Here is a 24,629-nt window from a genome sequence, read left to right as displayed (position 1 = left end):
TGAAGCGCGGGCGCAGCGGCGGTCGGTGCGTGCGATCGGCGTGCGGTGTCGCAGGTCATGTGGCGGAGCCACCTGTCCTGCGGGGCCGTGCGGCGAGCGTGCGTGCCGGGCGTCGGGGCGCAGGCAGGGAACTCAGAACAGGCCCTAGGGTCGGAAGGGTGACTCCTCTTCTGCCTGCGCTCCAGGACGGTTCCGGCCCGGCCGCCTCCCGGGAAGCCGTCCGGTTCGGCGGACGCACCCTGACGTACGCACAGTTGGCAGCGGCCTCGGACGCCCTCGCCGCGCGGCTCGCGGGTGCCGGGCGGGTCGCCGTCTGGGCCACACCGACCCCGGAGACCGTGGTCGCGGTGGTGGCGGCGCTGCGGGCCGGGGTGCCCGCCGTACCCCTGAACCCGAGGACGGGCGAGCGGGAACTGGCCCACATCGTCGCCGACAGCGCCCCGTCGGCGGTGCTGGCCGGGGCGGGCGACGTGCTCCCGCCCGCGTTGGGCGCGCTGGACCGTACGAATGTCGACACGTCGGCAACCGCGGCGAGCCGCGCCGGCTTCCCCGAGCCCTCCTCCGAGTCCCCCGCCCTGATCGTCTACACCTCCGGCACCACGGGCCCGCCCAAGGGCGCGATCCTGCCGCGCCGGGCGATCGCCGCCTCCCTGGACGCGCTTGAGGACGCCTGGCAGTGGACCGGCGACGACGTCCTCGTCCACGCCCTGCCGCTGTTCCATGTGCACGGTCTGATCCTCGGCGTCCTGGGTCCGCTGCGCCGGGGCGGTTCGGTGCGTCATCTGGGGCGGTTCTCCGCCGAGGGTGTGGCCCGGGAGCTGGGGTCCGGCGGCACGATGCTGTTCGGCGTACCGACGATGTACCACCGGCTGGCCGAGACCCTCGGCGACAGTTCGGCGACGGACGCCGCCGGGCTGGCGAAGGCACTCGCAGGGGCGCGGCTGCTGGTCTCGGGGTCGGCTGCGCTGCCCGTCCATGACCACGAGCGGATCGCGGCGGCGACCGGGCGCCGGGTCGTCGAGCGGTACGGCATGACCGAGACCCTGATGAACACCGGTGTCCGCGCGGACGGCGAACCGCGGCCCGGAACGGTCGGCGCACCCCTGCTCGGCGTCGAACTCCGGCTGGTCGAGGAGGACGGCGCACCGCTCGCCGACCCGACGGCCGAGGGCGCTGTGGGCGAGATCCAGGTACGCGGCCCGAACGTCTTCACCGGCTATCTGAACCGCCCGGACGCGACGGCGGCCGCGTTCACCGAGGACGGCTGGTTCCGTACGGGCGACATGGCGACCCTCGACACGGACGGCTGTGTACGGATCGTCGGCCGCAAGGCGACCGACCTGATCAAGAGCGGGGGCTACAAGATCGGCGCGGGCGAGATCGAGAACGCGCTGCTGGACCACCCGGGCGTCCGCGAGGCCGCCGTCACCGGGGAGCCGGACCCGGATCTGGGCGAGCGGATCGTCGCCTGGGTGGTGCCGTCCGATCCGGGCGCGCCGCCCACGGAGGCCGAGCTGGCCGACCACGTGGCGGCTCAGCTCGCCCCGCACAAGAGGCCGCGCACGGTCCGTTATCTGACGGCGCTGCCCCGTAACGACATGGGCAAGATCATGAAGCGGTCCCTCGGCGGGTAGGCGGCCGACGGCGCGGCGGGCGATCGCGGCAGCCGACGGCGAGTCCACCGCGCGCGGTGACGGATGGCTGGTTAGCGTAAAAAACCGGACCAATCATCGAGTCAGGAGCGCAGAGTGATGGCCGCAGAACCTGAGGGCACGCCGTGCTGGGCGGACGCCATGTTCACCGATCTCGAGGGGGCGAAGAGCTTCTACGGTGACGTGCTGGGCTGGACCTTCAGCGAGGCGTCGTCGGAGTTCGGCAACTACACGCAGGCGTACGCGAACGGCAAGGCGGTGGCCGCCGTCGTACCGCCCATGCCCGGCCAGGAGGGCCAGTCGGCATGGTGTCTGTACTTCGCGTCGCCCGACGCCGCCGCCACCGCCGCGAAGATCCGGGACAACGGCGGCGAGGTGCTGATGGACCCGATGCAGGTCGGCGACTTCGGCACGATGCTGCTGGCCCGCGATCCGAGCGGAGTGACGTTCGGCGTGTGGCAGGCGGGGAAGCACGAGGGGTTCGAGGCCAAGGGCACGCCTGGTGCGTACTGCTGGTCGGAGGTGTTCACGCGGGAGCCCGCGACGGCGGACTCCTTCTTCCCCGCCGTCTTCCCGTACAACGTGAAGCAGATGAAGGACGACGCGATCGACTTCTCCATCTACGACCTGGGCGCCGACCCGATCATGGGGCGGATGAAGATGACGGACGACTTCCCGCCCGAGGTCCCGCCGTACATCAACGTGTACTTCACCGTCGAGGACTGCGACGCGGCGGTGGCGAAGGCGACGGAGCGCGGGGCGATCCTCCGGTTCGGGCCGATGACCAGCCCCTTCGGCCGGTTCGCTGCGCTGAGCGACCCGCAGGGTGCGGCGTTCTCGGTGATCGACGTCAAGACGACCGGGGGCGACATGCCGGAGTTCTCCAACGCGACCGCCTGAGCGGCGGCACACTCCGGCCATCCGGCTCACCGGCAGCCGGTCGCTGTCTGTCGGCGGCCGGCTGCTGTCTCTGCCCCTCCACTCGGCTCCGTACACGACTACACAGCAGCGAGAGCATTGCTCGGGACCGCGAGCGCCGCACTTGAAGGGCATGGCGTCCGACCGGTCACGGCTGCGGATCGCGCGCGTCGTACCGGGTGAACCCGCGCCACCTCAGCGCGAGCAGCGACACCGCGACCACGCATGCGATCCCGCCCCCGGTGACCGCCACCGCCGGGGACGTCAGGTCGGCTACCGAGCCCGCCAGGAAGTCGCCGAGCCGCGGCCCACCGGCCACCACCACGATGAACACGCCCTGCAGCCGCCCCCGCATCTCGTCCGGCACCGCCGCCTGGAGCATGGTGTTGCGGAAGACCATCGAGATGGTGTCCGAGCACCCGGCGAGCGCCAGCAGGATCAGCCCGAGCCAGAGGTGACGGGTCAGCCCGAAAACGGCGATGGCGCTCCCCCAGCACATCACGGCGACGATCACCGCGAGCCCGTGCCGTCTGATCCGGCCCAGCCAGCCGGAGAACACCCCGCCCAGCAGCGCCCCCAGCGCCGGAGCAGCGACCAGCAGCCCGGTGGTCTTCGCGTCACCGCCGTACCAGACCACGGCGACGACCGGGAAGAGGGCCCGCGGATGGGCGAGGACCATGGCGCACAGGTCGCTGAAGAAGGTCATCCGCAGATTGGGCCGCGCTCCCAGGAAACGCAGCCCGTCGGCGACGGACGCCCGCTTCTCCTCGCTCCCCTTTCCCGCACCGTCCCCCCGTTCGGGAAGCATCGGGGGCAGTCGCCACATCGCGTACAGCGAGGCGGTGAAGGTGACTACGTCGACGGTGTACGCGGCCCGGTACCCCCACCAGCCGACGATGAGCCCGCCGAGCATCGGCCCGACCAGTGCACCGGTGGTGCCGGTCATGGAGTTGAGCGCGTTGGCGGCGGGCAGCTGCTCGGCCGGCAGCAGCCGGGCGATCATCGAGCTGCGGGCCGGTGAGTTGAGCGCGAAGCAGACCGCCTGAAGGGCGACGACCGCGTACAGCAGCCCCACCTGCTCCACCCCTGCGACGGTGGCGGCGACCAGGGCGACGGAGAGCACGAACGAACCGGACGAGCTGGCCAGCCCCAGCTTGCGACGGTCGACGGTGTCCGCGACGGCACCGCCGTACAGACCGAAGACGACCAGCGGCAGGAATGAACAGATTCCGATCAGCCCGACCGAGAATGCGGATCCGGTGATGTCGTACACCTGGAGGGACACGGCGAGCGCCGTCATCCCCTGGCCGATCCAGGAGACCGTGTTCCCGAACCAGAGCCTGCGGTAGTCGAGCGAGGTCCGCAGTGGGGTCAGGTCGGCGAGTATGCGGAAGCGCTGGGCGGGTTCTTCGGTTGTTTCGGTCACAGCGGATGGTAACGACCGGCGCACGCCCGCCTTCGCCCGGAGCCGCCCTTGCCGCCGAAGCCGGGGCCTGCCGTCCGGCGCGGACCGGCGCGCCCGCCAGGGATCACCCGCTCACCCGCTCACCCGCTCACCCGCTCACCCGCTCACCCGCTCACTGCCAGGGAACTTCTGATGGGCCGGCAGGAGGGTGGGCAACGCCGTTCCGCGGCGGGGGCTGGGCGGAGAACAGCGTGGCGTACAGACCACTCCGACCGAGGAGTTGCGCATGCGTCCCCGACTCCACCAGCCGGCCCTCGTCCAGCACCAGAATGCGGTCGGCGTCCGAGGCCAGGGCCAGATCGTGGGTGATCACGATGGTGGTGCGCCCTTCGGCGAGCCGCCGCAGCGGTCCGAGGATGCGCTGAGCGGCCACGGTGTCCAGCCCCGTGGTGGGCTCGTCGAGCAGCAGAACGGGCGCGTCACGCAACATGGCGCGGGCAATGGCGACGCGCTGCAACTGGCCTCCGGAGAGCCGGGCGGTTCCGGGGGAAATAACGGTGTCGTAGCCGTCCGGAAGGGCCCGGATGAAGCTGTCGGCGTCGGCTGCCCGCGCGGCATCCACGACATCACGGTGGGTGGCGCCGGGACGTCCGCAGCCGATGTTCTCCTCGATGGTGTCGTGGAGGACGAGCGTGCCCTGGGGAAGGAGCGTGATGTTCCGGCGGAGATGGGTGAGCGGCATCCGGTCCACGGACACACCGTCCAGTCGGATGCTGCCGGAGTCGGGATCGTAGAACCTCAGCAGCAGAGCCGCCAGGGTCGACTTGCCCGCGCCGCTGGGGCCGGTGATGACCAGCAGCTCCCCGGGGCTCGCGGTGAAGGAGAGGTCGCGGAGAACCGGCTCGCTGTTGCCGGGATAGCGGAAGGAGACCTGGCGTGCTTCCACCTTGCCGAATGCGCGGCTGCGGACGGGCACGGGCACCGAATCGGCCGGGTCGGTGACGGCGGGCCGGGCGTCGAGGATCTCCAGCAGCCGCTCGGCAGCGGCAGTCGCAGCGGTGGCCGTCAGGCCGAGCTGGCCCAGCGAGCGCACCGGCGGGTAGAGGTAACCGATGAAGGCGGCGAAGGCCAGGAGCTGCCCGAGGGACATCCGTCCTGCGGCGATCTCCCATGCCCCCAGACCGATGATCGTCAGGACGCAGAGCGTTTCGAGGATTTCCACGAACTCGGTGTAGAGCGCGGTGAGGCGGACCCCGGACACCGCCGCCTTCAGCCGCTTGCGCGCCTTGTCCTGGAGCCTTTCCTCCTCCTCCTGCTGCCTGTTGTACGCCTGGGTCAGAACGACGTTGACCAGCGTCTCCTCGACTACTGCGGTGATGGCACCGTCCGCCGCGCGTCCGCGACGGGACACCTCACGCAGACGCCCCGTGAACATGCGGGTCGCGACGAAGAAGAGCGGGACCAGGACAAAGGTGACGAGGGCCAGATCCCACCGCAGCCACAGGGCGGCGGCGGAGAAGAAGACGGTGCTGAAGAGGGCCGATGTCACCCCGACGATGCCGGAGACCACGAGCTGCTCGATGGCTTCCACGTCGCCGGTCAGCCGCTCCACCAGGTCACCGCGGCGGTTGCGCTGGAAGAAGTGCGGCGGCAGCGTCTGGAGATGCGAGAAGACCCGGGCCCGTAGCCGCAGTACAAAGCGTTCAGCGGTCCAGGCCGCGAGCGAACTGCCCAGATACCCCACCACCGCACCGAGGGCGGCCACGGCGAACCATTGACCGGCAGGCTTCCAGAAGGCTCTGACGGAACCTGCCTGCAGGGCCTTGTCGGTGAGTTCGGCAAAGAGCAGGATCGTCACGGTTTCGGCGATCGCGGCCATGACGGCGAACAGACAGATCAGGACGATCCAGCGCCGGTCGCCTCGCGTCAGTGGCCAGAAGCGCCGGAACGAGACGGCGATACTGATGGGATCGGTACGGATCGGCACATCCGTCGCCGAGTACTGGGTCGGCTCGTCAGGGCGGGCTGCATGCCGGGGTGAGCTGCGGAGGCTCATGGGCGTCACGTCACAGGGGTGCTCGGGCTATGGTCCGTCGCCATAGACGCAGGCCCCAACACTTCGAGGCGGACCCGCGCCGGAGCGCGAGCCAGCCTCGAAGCAGTTGGGATGGGGGGGATGTGCGGTCAGTAGCCGCACCACCCGCCGCCGCGACCGTATCCGCCACGGCCGAATCCACCACGGCCGAATCCACCACGGCCGAATCCGCCACGGCCGTATCCACCACGACCGAATCCGCCACGACCGTATCCGCCGAATCCGCCACCACCGTATCCGCCACCGCCGTGGCGGAAGAAGCTACGTGCATTCATCTTCGGCTCCTCACGAGGTTGGTGTGCCGCGCCTTGCTCCAACTGCGGCACCTCCGACAGTACGACTACCCCCATCTGCCGACAAGTCGGGCAAGAGATGATTCGAGCGAAACTTACGAGAGGCCCAGAATTCTGGGGGAATCGCCGGTTACGCCCCTCCTGTACACCCCTCCCACACGACCCAGCGGCGGGCCGTACGGGGCCCTCCCTCAATCGACCTGACGGTGCCTCGCCGCGGCAGGGCGCACCTGACTGAGCATCCGTGCACCCATGAAAGGGCATATGCCAAAGACATATTCATATGGCATATACACAACTCCTCAATCCCCTTGTGCGCACCGAGCGGTACATCAACCGAGCTCACCCACACGGTTTCTGACGGTCCACAAGGCACGGGAAGTCCGACCGCATCCCACACGCGGCGCACACCCGGCACCCGGGACCGCAGCGCCGCATCGACCCCCACGGGCCGGTCCGGGCGAGCAACACGTAACCGCACGAAGCGACTTCCTCGTGACAGCTCATACCGTCCACCACCCCGTTGTGGGGCGTTCGACCGAGCTAGGGTGCCCCGCGACCTGCGGTGATGCACCCCCGGACGAACACGCAGGGCGTTACTCGGTCACCGGCCGCACATCGCCCCTTCGGGCCCGCGGCCCGCCTCCCATCGCGAGTTCGACCTCCTTCAGCAGCGACGTGCAGATGTCCCAGGCGAGCGGGGTCGTGGAGCGACGCAGCGCCTCCTTAATGCAGCGCCTCCTTAATAACGTGCAGGTCGCCGTCGCCCCGATGCGTGAGGGTCGCCGCGCAGTGCGGGAGGTCCCGGAGGCCGATCGGCGACAGGCCGGCCTCACGGTCCGCCGGAACTCATCGGACACCCCCTCGGGGCGCAGCCACGTGCCGTCACGGTCGACGCATACCTTCCCTGTGTCCGCCCAGTCCGCGACGCCCTCCCCGGCCACCCCCTGCTCGGCGGCATACACAGCTCCCGCCTCAGCTCCTGGGCAACGTCTCGGGCGGCCCCGGCCTCCGGCCAAGCAGACTCCCCCTGCCACCAGGGGGCCACGACGGCCCGTTCCCGGATCCCTTCGTGGAGCCGACGGACCCAGGACTCCAGGCGCCGGCGCTTCCGCAGGAGCGTCAAGGCCCAGTCACTGGTCGTAGAGTCACCGTTCCACCTGCCTGCGCCCCCCAGCGGCGGGACCGTCCGGCCGGGCAGATGCCGGCGCCCCTCCCAGCGGGCTTTGCCCCGTCGCGCCGCCCGGCACGCCCGCTCGCCGCGTCGGCCGAAAGCCCTGGCAGCTCCTTCCCCGAGCTCTCAGCTTCGTTCGAGCAGGGGAGACCCCAACCCCAGGACGTCCGGCCGCCTTGCGATCGCACGCACCGGACGACGCTCCTCACGGAGCACGCATGGCCGGCCACCGCACCCGTGCGACCCGCTGTTCGAGGGAAACCACCGGCGCGCCTCACCGACTCCGCCAACACTTCGGGCGAGCATGGGGCGAGCGAGCGATCACGAGGGACACGAAGAGGCCCCCGCGGACGCGGAGGCCTCTGCGTTGTTCCAGGTCAAACGTTTCCGCCAGGAACAGTGAACGTGGGGCGGGTGGGACTCGAACCCACGGCCGACGGATTATGAGTCCGCTGCTCTAACCGGCTGAGCTACCGCCCCGTTTCGGCGTGGCGCGTACAAGTGTGCGCGCCGTCTGCCGCAGCATAGCCGGTCATACGATCTCTCGCTCCGGATGGTCGGCTTCGCATGACCATGAAGACAGAGTCGGCCGCTGCCCGGTTCCGAACAGCGGAAATCAGACGCGAAAGAGTCCGTGCCGACGCCGGCCCCGGCTCCGGCCGGGCACACGAAAGAGGACCCCGAAGGGCCCTCTCCCGTTCCGCTCCCCCGACTGGACTCGAACCAGTAACCCTCCGGTTAACAGCCGAATGCTCTGCCAATTGAGCTACAGGGGATCGCGCTCCCCCGACTGGACTCGAACCAGTAACCTGCCGGTTAACAGCCGGCTGCTCTGCCAATTGAGCTACAGGGGATTGCTGCGTTTGCACCGAACCTTACCTGCCTGGCTACTGCCGGGCGGCGCGCGTTCGCTGCGACACATACATTAGCGCAAGCAGGGGGGTGCTTTGCCAATCGGTATCGCCCCGGGGTGATCTCGGGTGCCGACGGGTAGGCGGGCAGCACACGTCGCACGGAGCAGGAGAAGGGTGGCAGCCATGCGGTACCGGCTCACGTTCATCGCCGGACTGGCCCTCGGTTACGTACTCGGCACACGGGCCGGGCGCGAGCGCTACGAGCAGATGAAGAAGTCCGCACGCCAGTTCGCCCAGAATCCGGCCGTGCGCAACAGCGCCGAGTCCGCGGCGCAGTCCGGCCGCGAGTTCGCCGGCAAGGCGTACCACGCGGTGAGCGACAAAGTAGGGGAAAAGATGCCCGCCTCGGTGGTCGAGCGGATGCGGTCGCTGCGGGAGCGGGGCCAGGGGCAGGGCATCGAGGACGACTGGGGCACCAGCAACACGTAACGGCCGGGTGCGCGATAGCGAGCGGGCTCCCGGCGTCATGCGACTCCGCCTCCGGCGTTGTCGTCGGTCGACGACGCTCCGCGTCGCCTCCCTCCTCCGCCTTGGATTCGAAGCCCCATGACGCCGCTCGCTGATCCACTCTCTATCGCGCACCCGGCCGTAACCGGGCCGGCCGGCCCTCCTCCCGTACGGGAATGGTCCGGCGGTGCGGCAGAATCTCCCCATGGGCATAGTCGCCGGCTTGGACAGTTCTTCGGCCTTCACGCACATCGTCGTCTGCGATGCGGACACGGGTGCCGTACTCCGGCAGGGGTACGCCGCACATCCCGTCGAGGCGAAGGCCACCGAGGTGGACCCGCAGGCGTGGCTGCTCTCACTCGGTGAGGCGGCCACCGGCGGGCTGCTCGAAGGTGTGCAGGCCATCGGGGTCTCCGCGCAGCAGCATGGTCTGGTGCCGCTGGACCAGCAGGGCAATCTCGTCCGTCCGGCGCTGCTCGGCAACGACAAGCGGGCGCAGGTCGCCGCAGCCGATCTGATCGACGGGCTCGGCGGGCGGCAGGCCTGGGCCGAGGCGGTCGGGGCTGTCCCGCAGGCCGCGCAGCCGGTGTCGAAGCTGCGGTGGCTGGCGCGGAGCGAGCCGGATTCGGCGCGGCGGGTCGCCGCGGCGCTGCAGCCGCACGACTGGCTGGTGTGGCAACTGCTGGGCCGGCCGAGCCGGCGGACCACCGACCGCGGTGCCGCGTCCGGGACGGGGTACTGGTCGGCCAGTACCGGTTCGTACCGGCCCGATCTGGTAGAGCTCGCGCTCGGACAGCAGGCGGCGCTGCCGGAGGTGCTCGGTCCCTCCGATGTGGCCGGGACGACGCCCGAGGGGCTGCTGATCTCGGCCGGGACCGGCGAGACGATGGCGGCGGCGTTCGGGCTCGGGGTCGGGGCCGGCGATGCGGTCGTGTCGCTCGGAGCCTCCGGCTCGGTCATGGCGGTGCACCACGAGGCGCTGTTCGATCCGACCGGGATCATCACGTCGTTCGCGGATGCCACCGGGATGCATCTGCCGGTCGTGCACACACTCAATGCGGTCCGTGCTCTGCGGGGCTCCGCCGAGATGCTGGGGCTGGAGAGCCTGGAGGAGCTGTCCGCGCTGGCGCTGAAGTCGACGCCGGGCGCCTCCGGACTCGTACTCCTGCCCTATCTGGAGGGCGAGCGCACGCCGTGTCTGCCGCACGCAGCGGGCACGCTGAGCGGGCTGCGGCGCGAGTCGATGAAGCCGGAGCATCTGGCGCGGGCGGCGTTCGAAGGGATGCTGTGCTCGCTGGCCGACGCGCTCGATGTGCTGCGCGGCCGTGGGGTCGAGGTCCGTCGGGTGTTCCTGCTGGGGGCGGCGGCCGAACTGCCGGCCGTGCAGGGCCTTGCCCCCGCACTGCTCGGTACACAGGTCGTCGTGCCGCAGCCGGCCGAGTACGCGGCGCTGGGCGCCGCCCGGCAGGCGGCCTGGGCGCTCGGGGTCTCTCAGGGGACGCTCGATCCGCAGACTCCCCCGGCCTGGCAGGGTGCGGCGGCCCAGGTACTGGAGCCGGGCGAGGAACTGCCGGTCGGCCAGGCGGTGCGGCAGCAGTACACGGCCACGCGGGACCAGCTTCACCCCGGGGCGTTCGACTCCGCGCTCTGAGCCGGGTGCTCTCGGTGACATAGGCCGGTCCCCGGTCGGAGGTCCGGTCTCCGGCGAGTGAGCCAGGTCCCGTTTTGACCTGGGCTTGAGGAAAAACGTTCGCGGTCGCACCGGGCATTGCCGGAAAATGAGTCGACTCCCGACCTCATGCCGACTCCGAGAGACACGCGTGCTCATAAAACTCCTGCGGGGCTACCTCGGCCCGTACAAGAAACCGATCCTGCTGCTGGTGGCCCTCCAACTGCTGCAGACCTGCGCCACCCTCTATCTCCCCTCCCTCAACGCCGACATCATCGACAACGGTGTCGTCGACGGGGACACGGGCTACATCCTGGAGTACGGCGGCATCATGCTCGGCGTCTCCATCGCCCAGGTCGTCTGCAACATGGGGGCGGTCTTCTACGGTGCGCGCACCGCGGCCGCACTCGGCCGGGACGTCCGGGCGTCGGTCTTCGAGCGGGTTCAGTCGTTCTCGGCACGTGAGGTCGGGCGCTTCGGGGCGCCCTCGCTGATCACCCGGACGACCAATGACGTCCAGCAGGTCCAGATGCTGGTCCTGATGACGTTCACCATGATGGTCTCGGCGCCGATCATGTGTGTAGGCGGCATCATCCTGGCGCTCGGCCAGGACGTTCCGCTGTCGGCGGTGCTGCTCGCGGTGGTGCCGGTACTCGGCATCGCGGTGGGTCTCATCGTGCGGCGGATGCGGCCGCTGTTCCGCACGATGCAGGAGCGGCTCGACACCGTGAACCGGGTGCTGCGCGAGCAGATCACCGGCAACCGCGTCATCCGCGCCTTCGTACGGGACTCGTACGAGGAGAAGCGGTTCCGCGGCGCCAACACCGAACTGACCGATGTGGCGCTCTCCACGGGGCGTCTGATGGCGCTGATGTTCCCGACCGTGATGACGGTCGTGAACGTGTCGTCGATCGCCGTGGTCTGGTTCGGTGCGCACCGGATCGACAGCGGCGGGATGCAGATCGGCGCGCTGACCGCGTTCCTCGCCTACCTGATGCAGATCGTCATGTCGGTGATGATGGCCACCTTCATGTTCATGATGGTGCCGCGCGCCGAGGTGTGTGCCGAGCGCATCCAGGAGGTCCTGGAGACCGATTCGAGCGTCGTGCCGCCGGTCAAGCCGGTGCGAGAGCTGCGCGCCCACGGTCATCTGGAGGTGCGGCGTGTGGACTTCCGCTATCCGGGCGCCGAGGAGCCGGTGCTGCGGTCGGTGGATCTGGTGGCACGGCCCGGCGAGACGACCGCGATCATCGGGTCGACGGGCAGCGGGAAGTCGACGCTGCTCGGTCTCGTACCGCGGCTGCTCGATGTGACGGACGGCCAGGTGCTGGTCGACGGCACGGACGTACGGATGCTGGAGCCGACGCTGCTGGCGAAGACGGTGAGTCTGGTTCCGCAGAAGCCGTATCTGTTCTCCGGGACGGTCGCGACGAATCTGCGGTACGGAAACCCGGACGCGACCGACGAGGAGCTGTGGCACGCGCTGGAGGTCGCGCAGGCCAAGGAGTTCGTCGAGGAGCTGGAGCATGGGCTGCACGCACCGATCGCGCAGGGCGGCACCAATGTCTCAGGCGGGCAGCGGCAGCGACTAGCGATCGCGAGAACGCTGGTGCAGCGGCCGGAGATCTATCTCTTCGACGACTCGTTCTCCGCGCTCGACTACGCGACGGATGCCGCGCTGCGCGAAGCGCTGTCGCGGGAGACGGCCGAGGCGACCGTGGTGATAGTGGCGCAGCGGGTGTCCACCATCCGTGACGCGGACCGGATCCTGGTGCTCGACGAGGGCCGGGTCGTCGGGTCCGGCACCCATTACGAGCTGATGGACGGCAATGAGACCTACCGGGAGATCGTGCTCTCCCAGCTGACGGAAGCGGAGGCCGCGTAATGGCCGGTCCTGGCGGACGCATGATGGCGGGCGGGGCTCCGACCGACCGGTCCATGGACTTCAAGGGGTCCTCGAAGCGGCTGCTGAAGCGCTTCGCGACGGAGAAGGCCACGCTGTACGTGATGCTGGCGGCCGGTGTGCTGAGCGTCGGGCTCTCGGTCGTCGGGCCGAAGATCCTCGGCAAGGCGACCGACCTGGTGTTCGCCGGCGTCATCGGCCGGCGGATGCCCGAGGGAACGACCAAGGAGCAGGCCATCGAGGGCCTGCACAAGAGCAACAGCGGCCTCGCCGACATGCTCTCCGGGGTCGACTTCACCCCCGGGCAGGGCATCGACTTCAGTGCGGTGGGGAACGTACTGCTGGCGGCGCTGGCGATCTACGTCGGTGCCGGTCTGCTGATGCTGGTGTCGACGCGCCTGTCGATCCGGGTGATCAACCGGGTCGTGTTCCAGATTCGCGAGGACATCCAGACGAAGCTGTCCCGGCTGCCGCTGTCCTACTTCGACCGGGCCAAGCGCGGCGAGGTGCTCAGCCGGGCGACCAACGACATCGACAACATCTCGCAGACGTTGCAGCAGACGATGGGCCAGCTCATCAACTCCCTGCTGACCATCATCGGCGTGCTGGTCGTCATGTTCTGGATCTCGCCGCTGCTGGCGCTGGTCGCGCTGGTGACGGTCCCGCTGTCGGTGGTCGTGGCGACGAGGGTCGGCAAGCGGTCGCAGCCGCAGTTCGTGCAGCAGTGGAAGGTGACGGGCAAGCTCAACGCCCATATCGAGGAGATGTACACCGGGCACACCCTGGTGAAGGTCTTCGGACGGCAGGAGGAGTCCGCGAGGGACTTCGCCGAGCAGAACGACGCGCTGTACGAGGCGAGCTTCAAGGCGCAGTTCAACAGCGGGATCATGCAGCCGCTGATGATGTTCGTGTCGAACCTGAACTATGTGCTGATCGCCGTCGTCGGTGGTCTGCGGGTGGCGTCGGGTTCGCTGTCCATCGGTGACGTCCAGGCGTTCATCCAGTACTCGCGGCAGTTCTCGATGCCGCTGACGCAGGTGGCGTCGATGGCGAACCTGGTGCAGTCGGGCATCGCGTCCGCCGAGCGGATCTTCGAGCTGCTGGATGCCGAGGAGCAGGACGCCGACCCCGGCACGAGTGAGCGTCCGGCGGAACTGCTCGGCAGCGTCTCGCTGGAGAAGGTGTCGTTCCGCTACGACCCGGACAAGCCGCTCATCGAGGACCTGTCGCTGAATGTCGAGCCGGGCCACACGGTCGCGATCGTCGGCCCGACCGGCGCCGGAAAGACGACGCTGGTCAACCTGCTCATGCGCTTCTACGAGGTGACGGAGGGACGGATCGCTCTCGACGGGGTCGACGTGGCGAAGATGTCGCGCGACGAGCTGCGGTCGGGGATCGGCATGGTCCTGCAGGACACCTGGCTGTTCGGCGGTTCGATCGCGGACAACATCGCGTACGGCGCTTCGCGCGAGGTCACCCGGGAGGAGATCGAGGAGGCGGCGAGGGCGGCCCACGCCGACCGCTTCATCCGTACCCTGCCGGACGGTTACGACACGGTGATCGACGACGAGGGCTCCGGGGTCAGCGCGGGTGAGAAGCAGCTGATCACCATCGCACGGGCGTTCCTGTCCGACCCGGTGATCCTGGTGCTCGACGAGGCGACGAGCTCCGTCGACACGCGTACCGAGGTGCTGATCCAGAAGGCGATGGCCCGGCTGGCGCACGGCCGAACGAGCTTTGTGATCGCGCACCGGCTCTCCACCATCCGGGACGCGGACGTCATCCTGGTGATGGAGAACGGGTCGATCGTCGAACAGGGCACACACGAGGAGCTGTTGGAGGCGCAGGGGGCCTACGCCCGGCTGTACGCGGCGCAGTTCGCGCAGGCGGTCGCCGAGGTCGACTGATTCCTCGCGGAAGTCCTGGCCCGCCTTGCCGGCGGACGACGCTCCTTTCAGCACCCTCCTAGTCGAGGTAGCCGCGGAGCTGGTCGGCGAAGGCATGGTCCCGCAGCTTGTTGAGGGTCTTGGATTCGATCTGGCGGATGCGCTCGCGCGTCACGCCGAAGATCCGGCCTATCTCCTCAAGCGTGCGGGGCCGGCCGTCGTCCAGCCCGTAGCGCAGCTGGACGACCTTCCGCTCCCGTTCGTTCAGGGTGGAGAGCACCGCTTCGAGGTGCTCGCGCAGCAGCAGGAACGCGGCGGACTCCACAGGGGACGCCGCGTCGCCGTCCTCGATCAGGTCGCCGAGCGCGACGTCGTCCTCCTCGCCGACCGGTGCGTGCAGCGAGACGGGTTCCTGGGCGAGCCGCAGCATTTCGCCGACCCGTTCCGGCGTCAGATCGAGCTGGGCGGCGACCTCTTCGGGCGTCGGCTCGTAGCCGCGCTCCTGGAGCATCCGGCGCTGGACCCGTACGACGCGGTTGATCAGCTCGACGACATGGACCGGAACCCTTATGGTCCGCGCCTGGTCGGCGAGGGCGCGGGACATGGCCTGCCGGATCCACCAGGTCGCGTACGTCGAGAACTTGTAGCCCCGGGCGTAGTCGAACTTCTCGACCGCCCTGATCAGTCCGAGGTTCCCCTCCTGAACCAGATCGAGCATCGTCAGCCCGCGGCCGATGTAGCGTTTGGCGACGGAGACGACGAGCCGCAGGTTCGCCTCGATCAGACGTCGCTTCGCCATCCGCCCCATGACCACCAACCGGTCCAGATCGACGGCGAGTCGGGAGTCCGGGTCCGAGGTGCCCGCCAGCCGCTCCTCGGCGAACAGGCCGGCTTCGACGCGGCGGGCGAGTTCCACCTCGTCGGCGGCGGTGAGCAGCGGGATGCGTCCGATCTCCCGCAGATACTGACGGAAGAGGTCGGAGGACGGACCGCCGGGGTCGGGGCGCCCGCGCGGCTCCGGCGGTTCGGGCAGCTCCGCCTGCTCCTCCATGACGTCGGCTGCTTCGGGTATGTCCGACGGCCCGGGCGGTTCGGGTGCCGGCGGATCCACCGCGGCCTCCGGATGATGCATGGCCCGGTGCTGCGCGGGGACGTCCGAGACACGCTCGGTTGTGGTCACGGTCCGGGTCTGCACGGGGGCGACCTCCAGGTGATCGCTGCCGGATCGCGGGGGATGGGGGCCCACCGTGCAGTGGGCGGACCGCGCTCCGATGACTCAGGCACCGCCATCCAGTGTGGAGGAAGACACATCACTGCCACGAGGGGCGTGCGCGGACTTTCTGAGTCCGGTCCGTAACCGGCCGGTTACCGGGGGGAGCCCTCGGGGGGGGGCGGTCAGAGTGCGTCGGCGCCCTGATTGCGCAGGGACTGGGCGTACTGCTGCAGCACCCAGACCTCGTTCTGCGCGGCAGCCAGGTGATCCGGGGCGACATTGCTGCCCAGGCGGGTGAGGCTGCCCTGGACGTCGTTGATCCGGCGGTCCACGGCGCGCAGCCGGACCTTGACCAGATGCTCGCCCGCGTACGCCTCGTCGATGGACTTGCCGTGGAAGACCTCGACGGCGAGCTCGGTGACCAGCTTGCGCACGGTGTCGTTGGGGGCGGCGTCGAGGACGCCGACCAGATACTCACGGTTGTCGGCGAGGCCCTGTTCGGCGCCGCCCGCCTCCGCGATGCACTGGCGCACCGCGGCGTACGGCGGGGCGGTGAACTCGTCGATCCCGTAGGCGTCGAAGGCCGGGGAGACCAGGGCGGGCTTCTGCAGGGCGAGCTTGAGGAGCTCCCGCTCGGTGCGGTGGGCGGGGCTGCGGAGGTTGAGCGCGGGGCCCGAGGGGCCGACGGGGGCCTGGACCTGCTGGTGCGGGGGGCCGCCGCGGGAGGGTGCGGGTGCGGGACCCCGGTCGCCGCGGTCACGGGCCCAGCGGGCGAGCTGGGCGACGCGCTTGACGACGAACTGGGTGTCGAGAATGCCGAGCATCCCGGCCAGCTGGACGGCGACCTCGTGCTGGGAGGAGCTGTTCTTGATCCGGGCGACGACGGGCGCGGCCTCGTCGAGCGCGGCGCCGCGGCCCGCCGGGGTCTCCAGGTCGTACCGCCCGACGATCTGGCGGAGCGCGAACTCGAAGAGCGGGGTGCGGGGTTCGACCAGGTCGCGGACGGCCTCGTCGCCTTTGACGAGGCGCAGATCGCACGGGTCCATGTTGTCCGGGGCGATCGCGATATACGTCTCCGCGGCAAATTTCTGGTCGTCCTCGAAGGCGCGCAGGGCGGCCTTCTGACCTGCCGCGTCACCGTCGAACGTGAAGATCACGCGGGCGCTGCCGTTGTCCATCAGGAGCCGGCGGAGGATCTTGATGTGGTCGCCGCCGAACGCCGTGCCGCAGGTGGCGATGGCGGTGGTGATCCCTGCGAGGTGGCAGGCCATGACGTCGGTGTAGCCCTCGACGACGACGGCCCGGCTGGACTTCGCGATGTCCTTCTTCGCGAGGTCGATCCCGTACAGCACCTGCGACTTCTTGTAGATCGCGGTCTCGGGGGTGTTGAGGTACTTGGGGCCGTTGTCGTCGTCGCGGAGCTTGCGGGCGCCGAAGCCGACGACCTCGCCCGACGTGTCGCTGATCGGCCACATCAGCCGGCCGCGGAAACGGTCGATGGGGCCGCGGCGGCCGTCCTGGGAGAGGCCGGAGGTGATCAGCTCCCGGTCGCTGAACCCCTTGCCACGAAGGTAGCGGGTGAGGTGGTCCCAGCCGGCCGGGCTGTAGCCGACGCCGAAGTGGGCGGCGGCCACCTGGTCGAAGCCGCGCTCGGCGAGGAACTTCCGGCCGATCTCCGCCTCGGGGCTGTTCAGCTGCTCGACGTAGAACTGGGCGGCGATCTTGTGCGCCTCGACCAGCCGGATGCGCTCGCCACGCTGGTGGGAGGGGTTGTAGCCACCCTCCTCGTACCGCAGGGTGATGCCCGCCTTGGCGGCGAGGCGCTCGACCGTCTCTGAGAAGGAGAGATGGTCGATCTTCATCACGAAGGCGATCGTGTCGCCGCCCTCCTGGCAGCCGAAGCAGTGGAAGAGACCCTTGCTCGGGCTGACCTGGAAGGAGGGGGACTTCTCGTCGTGGAACGGGCAGAGCCCCTTGAGGTTGCCTCCGCCCGCGTTCCTCAGCTGCAGGTACTCGGAAACGACGGCGTCGATCGGGACCGCGTCCCGGACCGCCTTCACATCGTCGTCATTGATCCTGCCTGCCACGGGTGAAGTCTACGGGTGGGCTCGGACAGGACGGGTCCGTGTCGGTGTCGCGGGCGCCGGGTGGGACCGTGAACACACCCGGCCGACACGGAACAGAAGCTTCCGCAAAGGGCTCAGACCAGGGATTCCAGCGGTACCGACGGGTCCGCGAGCGCGTCCGCGTCGACCGGCCGGCCGGCCTTGATCAGCTCCTGCACACTCTCGGTGACGTCCCACACATTGACGTTCATCCCGGCCAGCACCCTGCGGTCCTTCAGCCAGAACGCGATGAACTCCCGCTTGCCCGCGTCCCCGCGGATCACGACCTGGTCGTACGAGCCCGGCGGCGCCCAGCCCGAGTACTCGAGCCCGAGGTCGTACTGGTCGGAGAAGAAATACGGCACCCGGTCGTAGCTGACGTCCTGGCCGAGCATGGCGCGGGCCGCGGCCGGACCACTGTTCAGCGCGTTCGCCCAGTGCTCCACGCGCAGCCGGGTACCGAGCAGCGGGTGCAGCGCGTTGGCGACGTCCCCGGCCGCGTAGATATGCGGGTCGGAGGTGCGCAGCGAGGCGTCGACGGCGATGCCGCCGCCGTCGCTGCGGGCCGCGATGTCGAGACCGGCGGCCTCGGCGAGGGCGGCGCGCGGGGCTGCGCCGATCGCGGCGAGCACGTCGTGGGCGGGGTGTTCCTCACCGTCGTCGGTGCGGGCGGCGAGAACCATCCCGTCCTGGCCGATGATCTCGGTGAGCTTGCGGCCGAAGTGGAAGCGGACGCCGTGGTCGCTGTGGAGCTCGGTGAAGATCTGGCCGAGTTCCGGGCCGATGACCCGGAACAGCGGGGTCGCCTCCGGTTCGACGATGGTGACCTCCGCGCCGTATCCGCGGGCCGCCGCCGCGACCTCGAGGCCGATCCAGCCGGCTCCGGCGATCACCAGATGGCCGTTGTCGCGGCCGAGCGCGGACAGCACGTTCTTCAGCCGGTCGGCGTGCGCGAGGCGGCGCAGATGGTGGACGCCCGCCAGGTCCGTACCGGGAATGTCGAGGCGGCGCGGTTCGGCGCCGGTGGCGAGCAGCAGCTTGTCGTAGTGGATGACCGTGCCGTCCCCGAGCTCCACGGAGCGGGCGTCGCGGTCGAGGGCGGTGACGGGCGTGCCGAGGTGCAGCTCCACATCGGCGCCCGCGTACCAGGCGGTCTCGTGGACGAATACGCTCTCGCGTGCCTCCTTGCCGGCCAGATAGCCCTTGGAGAGGGGAGGCCGTTCGTACGGATGGTCACGCTCATCGCCGACCAGGATCACCCGGCCGCTGAACCCCTCCGACCGGAGTGTCTCTGCCGCCTTCGCTCCTGCCAGTCCTCCGCCGACGATGACGAACGTGCGATGTGCGTCGACCACTTGATGCCTCCTCGGTGCTTGCTGCGCGGCGCCGCCAACTGCGAGCGTCCCGCACACAGCGTGATGGCGAAAGAGGGTGTACCCCGATCAGGTCACACCCAGTGGTCACAGGCCAGTCTGCCAACCGGGACCGGCACCACGCGGAGCAGGGTCCCCCGGACGGAGCCGGCGACACCTGGTACAGGGGGCCGGAGTGGGCGGGTGGCATGGGGGTGCGACAGCTGCTGTCACGGCGGCCCCGCTCCCCTGCGCAGTGCGGTACGTGTTCCCAGCACATCACCTGCGGCATCGCTGTGCGTCATCGCCGCGCCCCACTGCCGCAGGACATGCCCGAGGGAGCCGCCTGCGAGGGACCCCGGTGCGTGCCGGCGAAGACGCCCGGTGCGGATGGCCCCGCCTGCCGCCCTCGTCGGACACGCGGCGACCACCGCCCGCCACGGAGTCGCCCGGACGGCGGCACGCGGTGTCGCAGCTGATCGGTCGCTCCCGCGCGGCGGTGGGGCGTGCGTGCCCCGGGACAGGGAACCGTCAGGACGGGCTCTCAGCCCTCCCGCGACCACCGCCCCCGCGGGGTGAGCGAGACGTTCAGGGAACGGGCCGAGGCATCGGTGAGGGCGGCGATCTGGTCGACCAGGACCCGCTTGCGCGCGCCGTCGTCGGGCGCGTGCTCGTACAGTGCGCGGAACTGCGGTTCCAGGCCCTCCGGGGCGCGCGCGGTCAGCGCCGCCGCCAGTTCGGCGATGATGATCCGCTGCTCGGCACGGATCGCCTCCTGTTCGGAACGCTGCATTACATAGCGGTCGGCCACGGCCTTCAGGACCGCGCATTCGCTGCGCGCCTCGCGGGGGACGACGAGTTCGGCGGCGTACCGTCCGAGGCGGCCGTGCCCGTACGCCTGCCGGGTGGCGGTCTCGGCCGCGAGGCAGAACCTGCCGATCAGCTGGCTCGTCGCGTCCTTCAGCCGGGCCTGGGCGACGGCCGATCCGTCGTAGCCGTGCGGCCACCACTCCTGGGCCATGAGCCGGTCGAGGGCGTCGGCCAGCTCCTGCGGGTCGGTGTCGGCCGGGACGTACCGTCCGATCGCGACGTCCCAGATCTCGCGGCACTCCGGCTCGGCGAAGAGGCAGTTGGGGTCGATGTGACCGGCGTGCAGTCCGTCCTCGAAGTCGTGCACGGAGTACGCGACGTCGTCGGACCAGTCCATCACCTGGGCCTCGAAACACTTGCGGCGCCGCGGGGCACCCTCGCGGGCCCAGCGGAAGACCGGCAGGTCGTCCTCGTAGACCCCGAATTTCGGCGAGCCGGGGTCGGTGGGGTGGGCGCCGCGCGGCCACGGGTACTTGGTGGCGGCGTCGAGCGCGGCCCGGGTCAGATTGAGGCCGACACTGACCAGCTCGCCGGTCCGCACATCGCGCACGAACCGCTTCGGTTCGAGGCGGGTCAGCAGCCGCAGCGACTGGGCGTTGCCCTCGAAGCCCCCGCAGTCCGAGGCGAAGTCGTTGAGCGCCTGCTCGCCGTTGTGCCCGAACGGCGGGTGCCCCAGGTCGTGCGCCAGGCACGCCGTCTCGACCAGGTCGGGGTCGCAGCCGAGTGCGGCCCCGAGTTCCCGGCCGACCTGGGCGCACTCCAGGGAGTGGGTGAGTCTGGTCCGGGGGCTGGCGTCCCAGGCGAGGCTGCGGGTGCCGGGCGTGACGACCTGAGTCTTCCCGGCGAGTCTGCGCAGCGCGGCGGAGTGCAGCACGCGGGCGCGGTCCCGCTGGAAGGCGGTGCGACCGGGCCGTTTGTCGGGCTCGGTGTCCCAGCGCTCGGCGTCGGCAGCACCATAGGGCGCGGTGCCGTGGTCCTGTGTGCCCTGCGTACCGTCCATGGTCCCGACAGTAATCGGCCGGACCGACAAGACGGCTCAGGCGGACGCCGGAAGAGGCCCGTTCGCTGCGGATTCATGCGCCTCATGTGCGCCGGAACGTGCCTGGCCGGGCGGCGCCCGGTCGTACCGGTGCCGTGCCCAGCGCCTGCCGGTCCCGGTTGCCGTGGGCGACGGCGACGAGTGCGGGGGCGGTGGTGCCCGGTGCGGGCCGGACGGTGCGCTGCACGGGCGGCCTGCGCGTTCCGTTCAGGGAGACGTGGCTGAGCTGGATGCCGAGCTGGGCGGTGATGCGGGTCAACAGTTGCGCTGTGCTGTCGAGAGGCAGGGACTCACGGGGTTGTGCCGATGCCGACTCCGTCATGGACCGATGGTGCAGGGCTTAGGTTGCCGGGTCGTTGCGCAGGGGTGACGGGTCTTTGCCGCGGGCTCACGGAGCGGCCGGCGGCCCGAAGAGGCCCTCCAGGATGTGCGCGACCCCGTCCTCCTCGTTGGATACCGTGTGCGTGGGTACGGCGGCGAGCACGGCCGGGTGGGCGTTGCCCATGGCGTAGCCGATGCCCGCCCAGTCGAGGACGGTCAGGTCGTTGGGCATGTCACCGAAGGCGATGACCTCCGTGGCGTCGATCCCGCGCCCGGCGCAGAGCTCGGCGAGGGTGCCCGCCTTGGTGACTCCGGACGCGCTGATCTCCAGGAGTCCGCGTCCGCCGGAGTGGGTGAACTGCACCTCGCGGCCCGCCGCGCCCGCCCCTTCGCGGGCGGCGGCCAGCAGGGTGTCCGCGTCGAGCCGGGCGGACCAGGCGAGGAGTTTGGTGACGGGCACATCGGTGAGCCACAGGTCGGCGAGGGACGGTACGGGCAGTTCGGCGTCGACGTCCTCGGAGAGCCGCAGCCGGTACGCCGGTTCGTACAGCACCTGGCTGCCGGTCTCCAGGGCGAATCCCACCTCCGGCACGGCGGCGGCGACCGCCGTGGCCACGCGCCGGGCGACGGCGACGGACAGGGCGCGGGAGGAGACGACCGTACGCGTCCCGATGTCGTAGACGAGCGCGCCGTTGCTGCACACCGCCGTCCCCGCCAGCCCGGTCGCGTCGGCGAGCCGGTCGACGAACCTGGGCGGCCTGGCGGTGACGAGGACGACCTCCGCACCGGCGCTCTCGGCCGTGCGCAGGGCGCGGAGGGTGCGGGGCGAGAGAGTTCCGTCGCCCCGCAGGAGAGTGCCGTCGAGGTCGGAGGCGATCATCCGGGGAAGCAGCATCGGACGATGCTACTGGCGTGACCGGCCATGTTTGCCGCGGCGGGACAAAGCTTGCCGGGAGGGGCACCACTGGGCGGAATCCGGGTGTGGCGGGCGTACGGCACGCTCCGCCGCCGCATGCCACCAGCGCGGCGGCGAGGGCGAGTTGGGCCGCGACCAGGGCTGATCAGGGTGAAGGCCGAGCGGGAGGAGGGCTGTTGCGCGGATGCGGACGGTGATCCAGCCGTGCCAGTGCCCGTCGGGGCCGGGGCCGCAGGCCAGGCCGCATCGCACGTCGTCGAGCGGGAACGGCATCCAGTCGATGCCTCGGTCACGCAGTCAGGCGCGGACGGCGGCCGCCGGGTGCGGGCGGCCCTTCACGTTCTCGTACGCGGCGATGGTCACCCAGTCGTCGGAGTGTGTGCGGGCACTCGGGAGGTTCATGACTGCCATGATGCCCGGCGTGTCGACGGCTCGTCAGTGGTTCACCAGGATCGCGTCGAAGGCTCGCCGGCGAAGAAGTCCGCAGGGCGGAGAACCCTTGCGCCCGGATACTCGTCCAACCAGACAACGCACCGACACGGACAAGGGGCCCCATGCGAGGGAAGCGGCTGCAATGGCCGGGGCGGCTGTGGCCGCACACGCGGCGTGGGCAGCGCCGGGCCGTGCAAGGGGTCATGATCGCCTGTGTGCTGGGGCTGGCACCCTCGACGTGGACGCACTCCGTGGCCGACGCCCGTGTCCGGACGACCGCGGACGCGCCCGCGCAGCAGGTCGCCGTGGTGTTCGGGGCCGGGCTGTGGGACGGGAAGCCGTCGCCGTATCTCGCGAACCGCCTGCGGGCCGCCGCCGAGCTGTACCGGGACGGCAGGGTGAAGGTCGTGCTCGTCACCGGGGACAACAGCCGGAAGGAGTACGACGAGCCGGACGCCATGCGGACGTTTCTCGTCGCGCACGGGGTGCCGGACCAGCGGATCGTCAGCGACTTCGCCGGCTTCGACACCTGGGACTCCTGCGTGCGGGCCAAGAAGATCTTCGGTGTCGACCGGGCTGTGCTGGTGAGCCAGGGGTTCCATATCCGACGGGCGATCGCGCTGTGCCGCGCCGCGGGGATCGATGCCTACGGTGTCGGGGTCGACGCCAAGCACGATGCGACCTGGTACTACGGCGGGACGCGGGAGGTGTTCGCGGCGGGGAAGGCGGCGCTGGACGCGATGTTCAAGCCGGACCCGCGCTTCCTGGGGCCGAAGGAGCCCGGGGTCGGGGAGGCGCTGAGGGCCCGGACACCCCCTCAGGGGTAACGGCCTCCCCCACGTCGGGAGCTCACTCCCTGCCGCGGGGGAGGCCGTAAGGCACCGGCCGATCTCACGGTCCCGGTGGAGGCCTCGCGGCGCGGGCGGGCGGTGGCGCCTGCCCGGATCACTGGGGCCATCCGGCAGGACGCCGTCTTCATGCCGTTCCACTGGGTGGGTGAGGGCCGGGCCGACACGTTGAAGAACCCGGCGCTGGACCCGGTGTCGCGGATGCCGGAGTTCAAGGTGTGCGCGGTGCGGGTGGAGGCTGCCGGCGGGTGAGCCAGCTGCCTCCGGGGATGAGGGTGCCGTTGGAACGGAGGGAGCGGGCGACCGGAGCGGCGGCGAGGTAGACCCAGGCGCGGGCGGCTCCGGTGCCGGGCGGCTTCCCGGCCGGGAGGCGGACTTCTCGGGCGACCCTCTCGTACAGGTTGCCCGGGTGTCCGGGACCGAGATACTCCTCCAGCCGGTCGAGCTGTACGAGCAGTTCGGCGTAGCTCGCGGGCGCGGCGGTCACCATCGTGCCGTGCACGGTGCCGTGGCCCTCGATCGCGTACGGGTAGCCGGGGCCGTCGTAGAGGAGCGCGCCCGGCAGCAGGGCGGGCTGTTCCGCGATCGCCCGGCCGCGGAGGAACGGGTCGTGGTTGGGTTCGCCGGGGAGCAGCGTTCCGTAGACGAAGAAGGGCAGTTCGGGGGCGGTCTGCGGCATGGTCAGAGGGCCGTGACCGGGCCGGTCTGGGATGTCAGCCAGTTGAGGTAGCCGGCGCTTCCGCGTACCACGGGCACGGCGATGATCTCCGGGGTCTCGTAGTCGTGTGCCGCCCGGAGGTGTTCCTCCAGTTCGTCGTAGCGCTCGGCCGTCGTCTTGAACAGCACCTGCCATTCCTCGGTGGTCTCGATGGCGTTCTGCCACCGGTAGACGGAGGTGACGGGCGCGGAGATCTGCGCGCACGCGGCGAGCCGTGCCTCCACCGCGCCCTGGGCCAGGGCGTGGGCCTTCTCCTCGCTGTCCGTGGTGGTCAGTACGGTCAGCCATGCCGGCGATGTCACCGTCGTTCTCCTCGGTTCTTCTCGGCTCTTCTGCCTGTCGGGCTTCCTTCTTCGTCGATTGTCCGGGTGCTCCGGCCCGCTGTCCTCCCCTCGACCCTCCGAGACGGTATGGACATGACATGTCATGAACCCTTAAATCTGATGCGAGCTCAGATCC

Annotated in this window: 18 protein-coding genes, 3 tRNA genes and 1 pseudogene; 8 read left to right on the top strand and 14 right to left on the bottom strand. The window is 70.2% G+C overall.

What is annotated here, in order from left to right; translation table 11 throughout:
• Positions 1-158: 158 nt before the first annotated feature.
• Together ACIBB8_RS00450 and ACIBB8_RS00445 are read left to right on the top strand one after the other, a co-directional pair.
• Complete coding sequence (locus ACIBB8_RS00450) at positions 159-1,634, top strand: acyl-CoA synthetase (RefSeq protein ID WP_398948176.1); 1,476 nt, start codon at positions 159-161, stop codon at positions 1,632-1,634.
• A 117-nt stretch (positions 1,635-1,751) separates the two neighbouring features.
• Complete coding sequence (locus ACIBB8_RS00445; protein ID WP_398948175.1) at positions 1,752-2,552, top strand: VOC family protein; 801 nt, start codon at positions 1,752-1,754, stop codon at positions 2,550-2,552.
• Positions 2,553-2,718: 166 nt separating this feature from the next.
• Here ACIBB8_RS00445 and ACIBB8_RS00440 read toward each other — a convergent pair whose 3' ends face one another.
• The 6 genes from ACIBB8_RS00440 to ACIBB8_RS00415 all read right to left on the bottom strand — a co-directional run bounded on the left by ACIBB8_RS00440 (position 2,719) and on the right by ACIBB8_RS00415 (position 8,391).
• Entirely contained in the window at positions 2,719-3,996 is a 1,278-nt protein-coding gene (locus ACIBB8_RS00440) for an MFS transporter (RefSeq protein WP_398948174.1), read from the bottom strand.
• Positions 3,997-4,147: 151 nt separating this feature from the next.
• Positions 4,148-6,031, bottom strand: a complete 1,884-nt coding sequence (locus ACIBB8_RS00435) for an ABC transporter ATP-binding protein (protein ID WP_398948173.1) — start codon at positions 6,029-6,031, stop codon at positions 4,148-4,150.
• 128 nt (positions 6,032-6,159) lie between these two features.
• The gene (locus ACIBB8_RS00430; protein WP_398948172.1) at positions 6,160-6,345 is read right to left on the bottom strand and encodes a hypothetical protein; all 186 of its coding nucleotides are present in this window, start codon (positions 6,343-6,345) and stop codon (positions 6,160-6,162) included.
• A 1,598-nt stretch (positions 6,346-7,943) separates the two neighbouring features.
• Positions 7,944-8,017 (bottom strand) — tRNA-Ile (locus tag ACIBB8_RS00425).
• Between the two features lie 223 nt (positions 8,018-8,240).
• A tRNA-Asn gene (locus ACIBB8_RS00420) sits at positions 8,241-8,313 on the bottom strand.
• A gap of 5 nt (positions 8,314-8,318) precedes the next feature.
• Positions 8,319-8,391: transfer RNA gene (locus ACIBB8_RS00415), tRNA-Asn, on the bottom strand.
• Between the two features lie 183 nt (positions 8,392-8,574).
• On the opposite strand from ACIBB8_RS00415, the gene ACIBB8_RS00410 reads away from it, so the two are divergent.
• The 4 genes from ACIBB8_RS00410 (at position 8,575) to ACIBB8_RS00395 (ending at position 14,377) form a co-directional block, all read left to right on the top strand.
• Entirely contained in the window at positions 8,575-8,880 is a 306-nt protein-coding gene (locus tag ACIBB8_RS00410; RefSeq protein ID WP_398948700.1) for a YtxH domain-containing protein, read from the top strand.
• A gap of 223 nt (positions 8,881-9,103) precedes the next feature.
• Entirely contained in the window at positions 9,104-10,549 is a 1,446-nt protein-coding gene (locus ACIBB8_RS00405) for an FGGY family carbohydrate kinase (protein ID WP_398948171.1), read from the top strand.
• A 169-nt stretch (positions 10,550-10,718) separates the two neighbouring features.
• Complete coding sequence (locus ACIBB8_RS00400; protein ID WP_398948170.1) at positions 10,719-12,452, top strand: ABC transporter ATP-binding protein; 1,734 nt, start codon at positions 10,719-10,721, stop codon at positions 12,450-12,452.
• Positions 12,452-14,377, top strand: coding sequence for an ABC transporter ATP-binding protein (locus ACIBB8_RS00395; protein ID WP_398948169.1), 1,926 nt, complete (start codon positions 12,452-12,454; stop codon positions 14,375-14,377). Before ACIBB8_RS00400 ends, ACIBB8_RS00395 begins: the two co-directional genes overlap by 1 nt.
• Before the next feature lie 58 nt (positions 14,378-14,435).
• Here ACIBB8_RS00395 and ACIBB8_RS00390 read toward each other — a convergent pair whose 3' ends face one another.
• The 6 genes from ACIBB8_RS00390 to ACIBB8_RS00365 form a co-directional block, all read right to left on the bottom strand.
• A complete protein-coding gene (locus ACIBB8_RS00390; RefSeq protein WP_398948168.1) occupies positions 14,436-15,551 on the bottom strand; it encodes an RNA polymerase sigma factor in 1,116 nt (371 codons plus the stop codon).
• A 200-nt stretch (positions 15,552-15,751) separates the two neighbouring features.
• Complete coding sequence (gene dnaG, locus ACIBB8_RS00385; RefSeq protein ID WP_398948167.1) at positions 15,752-17,656, bottom strand: DNA primase; 1,905 nt, start codon at positions 17,654-17,656, stop codon at positions 15,752-15,754.
• A gap of 113 nt (positions 17,657-17,769) precedes the next feature.
• Complete coding sequence (locus tag ACIBB8_RS00380; RefSeq protein ID WP_398948166.1) at positions 17,770-19,029, bottom strand: NAD(P)/FAD-dependent oxidoreductase; 1,260 nt, start codon at positions 19,027-19,029, stop codon at positions 17,770-17,772.
• Between the two features lie 541 nt (positions 19,030-19,570).
• A complete protein-coding gene (locus ACIBB8_RS00375; RefSeq protein ID WP_398948165.1) occupies positions 19,571-20,896 on the bottom strand; it encodes a deoxyguanosinetriphosphate triphosphohydrolase in 1,326 nt (441 codons plus the stop codon).
• Positions 20,897-20,978: 82 nt separating this feature from the next.
• Positions 20,979-21,257 carry a hypothetical protein gene (locus ACIBB8_RS00370; RefSeq protein ID WP_398948164.1) on the bottom strand — a complete coding sequence of 93 codons (279 nt, stop codon included), beginning with the start codon at positions 21,255-21,257 and terminating at the stop codon, positions 20,979-20,981.
• 66 nt (positions 21,258-21,323) lie between these two features.
• Entirely contained in the window at positions 21,324-22,136 is an 813-nt protein-coding gene (locus ACIBB8_RS00365; RefSeq protein WP_398948699.1) for an HAD family hydrolase, read from the bottom strand.
• Positions 22,137-22,726: 590 nt separating this feature from the next.
• On the opposite strand from ACIBB8_RS00365, the gene ACIBB8_RS00360 reads away from it, so the two are divergent.
• Both ACIBB8_RS00360 and ACIBB8_RS00355 read left to right on the top strand, forming a co-directional pair.
• Positions 22,727-23,431, top strand: a complete 705-nt coding sequence (locus ACIBB8_RS00360) for a vancomycin high temperature exclusion protein (protein ID WP_398948163.1) — start codon at positions 22,727-22,729, stop codon at positions 23,429-23,431.
• Between the two features lie 3 nt (positions 23,432-23,434).
• Positions 23,435-23,704: pseudogene (locus ACIBB8_RS00355) on the top strand (molybdopterin dinucleotide binding domain-containing protein); the annotation flags it as partial.
• On the opposite strand, the gene ACIBB8_RS00350 reads toward ACIBB8_RS00355, so the two are convergent.
• Together ACIBB8_RS00350 and cutA are read right to left on the bottom strand one after the other, a co-directional pair.
• A complete protein-coding gene (locus ACIBB8_RS00350; protein WP_398948162.1) occupies positions 23,664-24,131 on the bottom strand; it encodes a gamma-glutamylcyclotransferase family protein in 468 nt (155 codons plus the stop codon). The pseudogene ACIBB8_RS00355 and the gene ACIBB8_RS00350 sit on opposite strands and share 41 nt — an antisense overlap.
• A 2-nt stretch (positions 24,132-24,133) precedes the next feature.
• Positions 24,134-24,472 carry a divalent-cation tolerance protein CutA gene (cutA, locus tag ACIBB8_RS00345; RefSeq protein ID WP_366134771.1) on the bottom strand — a complete coding sequence of 113 codons (339 nt, stop codon included), beginning with the start codon at positions 24,470-24,472 and terminating at the stop codon, positions 24,134-24,136.
• Positions 24,473-24,629: the final 157 nt, after the last annotated feature.

This window comes from Streptomyces sp. NPDC051286 (assembly GCF_044455345.1).
Lineage (GTDB): Bacteria > Actinomycetota > Actinomycetes > Streptomycetales > Streptomycetaceae > Streptomyces.
The sequence above is the reverse complement of the archived record's forward strand: the minus strand, read 5'-3'. Positions and strand labels throughout refer to the sequence as shown.

Coding starts and splice junctions, on each gene's coding strand:
- ACIBB8_RS00445 (WP_398948175.1), top strand. CDS start 1,752: ATGGCCGCAGAACCTGAGGGCACGCCGTGCTGGGCGGACGCCATGTTC.
- ACIBB8_RS00435 (WP_398948173.1), bottom strand. CDS start 6,031: ATGAGCCTCCGCAGCTCACCCCGGCATGCAGCCCGCCCTGACGAGCCG.
- ACIBB8_RS00430 (WP_398948172.1), bottom strand. CDS start 6,345: ATGAATGCACGTAGCTTCTTCCGCCACGGCGGTGGCGGATACGGTGGT.
- ACIBB8_RS00410 (WP_398948700.1), top strand. CDS start 8,575: ATGCGGTACCGGCTCACGTTCATCGCCGGACTGGCCCTCGGTTACGTA.
- ACIBB8_RS00405 (WP_398948171.1), top strand. CDS start 9,104: ATGGGCATAGTCGCCGGCTTGGACAGTTCTTCGGCCTTCACGCACATC.
- ACIBB8_RS00395 (WP_398948169.1), top strand. CDS start 12,452: ATGGCCGGTCCTGGCGGACGCATGATGGCGGGCGGGGCTCCGACCGAC.
- ACIBB8_RS00375 (WP_398948165.1), bottom strand. CDS start 20,896: ATGGACGGTACGCAGGGCACACAGGACCACGGCACCGCGCCCTATGGT.
- ACIBB8_RS00370 (WP_398948164.1), bottom strand. CDS start 21,257: ATGACGGAGTCGGCATCGGCACAACCCCGTGAGTCCCTGCCTCTCGAC.
- ACIBB8_RS00365 (WP_398948699.1), bottom strand. CDS start 22,136: ATGATCGCCTCCGACCTCGACGGCACTCTCCTGCGGGGCGACGGAACT.
- ACIBB8_RS00360 (WP_398948163.1), top strand. CDS start 22,727: ATGCGAGGGAAGCGGCTGCAATGGCCGGGGCGGCTGTGGCCGCACACG.
- ACIBB8_RS00350 (WP_398948162.1), bottom strand. CDS start 24,131: ATGCCGCAGACCGCCCCCGAACTGCCCTTCTTCGTCTACGGAACGCTG.